We start from the raw sequence: 2,526 nt of genomic DNA, 5'->3' as shown, positions 1-2,526 counted from the left end.
GCACGAACCCGCTTCGCGGGAGTGTCGCTGGCGGCGAGGGTGATGTAGAACGACAGGCGTAGCGCCTGATCCGAGAGAGGCAGACGATTGTGGCTCCTTCAACCAAGGAGTCGAACGATGAACGAGATTATTCCGATTGGGCCGGTCAGCCCGCTTCGCCAGCGGCTGATCGAGGATATGTCACTGCGCCGGTTCGGGCCGGAGACGCAACGCAACTACCAGCGCGATGTGGGACGGTTCGCGACCTGGCTGGGGCGCTCGCCGCATACCGCGACCGCCGAGGATGTCCGCCGGTTCCAGATTGAGCAACGGGAAGCCGGGGTGCCGGCGCCGACCATGAACAGCATCGTGGCGGCGCTGCGGTTCCTCTTCACCCACACCCTCGACCGGCCCGATCTTGCACGCAAGCTGGTCCGCACCGCGCACGCTCGCAAGATCCCGGTGGTGCTGACCCAGAGCGAGGTGAAGCGCCTGCTCGATGCGACCACCAGCCTCAAGCATCAGGCCGCATTGTCGGTCGCCTATGGTGCGGGTCTGCGCGTCGGCGAGGTCGCGGCGCTCAAGGTGCGCGATATCGACAGCAAGCGCATGCTGCTCAGGATCGAGCGTGGCAAAGGCGGGCGATACCGCAATGCCATGCTGCCAGAGGGCTTGCTCGTGCTGCTGCGTGACTGGTGGCGCGCGGGGCGTCAGCAGGGTGTGCTCCACGCTGATGGCTGGCTCTTCCCGGGACGAGGCGCCATGCTGCCGATCAGCACACGCCAGCTCCACCGTGTCGTCGTCGAAGCTGCCGAGGCAGCCGACATCGCCAAGCGGGTAGGACCGCACACGCTGCGTCACAGTTTTGCTACGCACCTCCTCGAGGACGGGGTCGATATCCGCGTCATTCAGGCGCTGCTCGGTCATGCCAAGCTGAACACCACCGCCTTTTACACGCAAGTGGCAACCAAGACGGTGCGCGCCGTGGTCAGCCCGCTTGACCGGCTCGCACTGGCGGCACCGGACAAGGAGGCGCCGAGCGGCTGAGGACCGGTGCGCGCCGCACTCGAGGTCGCCGACGTTTTCTGCGCTGCCGGGCCAGCCTATCGGCTCGCCCATGCCGGGCACCTGAGCCTGCATCAGCTCAAGGTCATGTCGGCGATCGAGCACTGCCGCACCGCCGCGCTGGGCGGGCATGTCGAGGCCTGCACCGACTGCGGACATTGGCGGATCGCCTACAACTCCTGCCGCAACCGCCATTGCCCCAAGTGCCAGGGCACCGCCGCGCGCACCTGGCTCGCCTCGCGCGAGGCCGACCTGCTGCCGGTGGGATACTTCCATGTCGTCTTCACGCTGCCTGCCGAGATCGCGGATATCGCGTTCCACAACAAGGCGCTGCTCTACGACCTGCTGTTCAAGACTGCGTCCGAGACCACGCTCACCATCGCCGCCGACCCGAAGCATCTCGGTGCCCGCATCGGCATCACCGCCGTGCTCCACACCTGGGGCTCGGCCATGACCCACCACCCGCATATCCACATGATCGTGCCGGGCGGCGGTATCGCGCCGGATGGGGAGCGATGGATATCATCCCGCCCGGCCTTCCTCCTGCCGGTGCGCGTGCTGGGCGCCTTGTTCCGCCGCCTGTTCCTCACTCGGCTGCTGGCGCTTTACGATGCCGGCAAGCTCGCCTTCTTCGGTCGGCTCGCTCATCTCGCCGATCGTCGCGCATTCCTGCGCCACCTCGCGCCGGTGCGCAAAAAGCGCTGGGTGGTCTACGCCAAGCCGCCCTTCGCCGGTCCCGAGGCCGTGCTCGCCTATCTCTCGCGCTACACCCACCGGGTCGCCATCTCGAACAGTCGCCTCCTGCGGCTCGACGAGCATGGGGTCACGTTCCGCTACAAGGACTATCGCCGTTCTACGCCAGACCGGCAGCAGGTCATGACGCTCAGCGCCGACGAGTTCATCCGCCGCTTCCTGCTGCACTGCCTGCCACGCGGGTTCCACCGCATCCGCCACTATGGCCTGCTCGCCAGCGGCACCCGCAAGGCCCACCTCGAGCGCGCCCGCCGCCTGCTCGCCCTCGCGCCGCCCACCGCGGTCGAGCCACCCACCGAGCCCCCCGATCCGCGCCCGCCATGCCCTTGCTGCGGCGGGACCATGATCATCATCGAGACCATCGAACGCCGCTATCTGCCGCGCGGCCCGCCATGTCCGATCGCACCATCCGGGAACCTTGCGTCGTGACCCGGCACGGCCCCACACCGCCAGACCTCACCGCAACCGCGCTCCCGGGGATGAGGATGTCTGCATATCATCCGCCCAGGAGCAGTCGTCCCATCGCCAAAATCGGACGGACGAGCTCCCCACAGCCGCCCTGTCACTCCAAAATCGGACGGGCTGCTCTCAAACCCGTCCGCTTATCGACACCGTCTGCAGACGCCCAGATCGGCCGTAAATCGAAATCCCCATAGCTCACCGCATGCGGCCCGCGGGTTCGGGCACCGTCGACTTTCCGACGCCTATCGGCGTCCGAAACTCTAAACG

2 protein-coding genes are annotated in these 2,526 nt (G+C 67.1%); both read left to right on the top strand.

Annotation, left to right across the window (positions count from 1 at the left end; all coding sequences use genetic code 11):
• Positions 1 to 117 precede the first annotated feature (117 nt).
• The gene (locus AX708_RS08895) at positions 118 to 1,026 is read left to right on the top strand and encodes a tyrosine-type recombinase/integrase (protein ID WP_067402726.1); all 909 of its coding nucleotides are present in this window, start codon (positions 118 to 120) and stop codon (positions 1,024 to 1,026) included.
• Between the two features lie 6 nt (positions 1,027 to 1,032).
• Positions 1,033 to 2,226 (top strand): IS91 family transposase, encoded by a 1,194-nt coding sequence (locus AX708_RS08890; protein WP_067489996.1) that lies wholly within the window; start codon positions 1,033 to 1,035, stop codon positions 2,224 to 2,226.
• Positions 2,227 to 2,526: the final 300 nt, after the last annotated feature.

Origin of the sequence: Erythrobacter sp. CCH5-A1, from assembly GCF_001557115.1 — a bacterium.
In the GTDB taxonomy this organism is placed as follows: Bacteria; Pseudomonadota; Alphaproteobacteria; order Sphingomonadales; family Sphingomonadaceae; genus Erythrobacter.
Note: the sequence above shows the minus strand (reverse complement) of the source record. Positions and strands in the feature narration are given on the sequence as shown.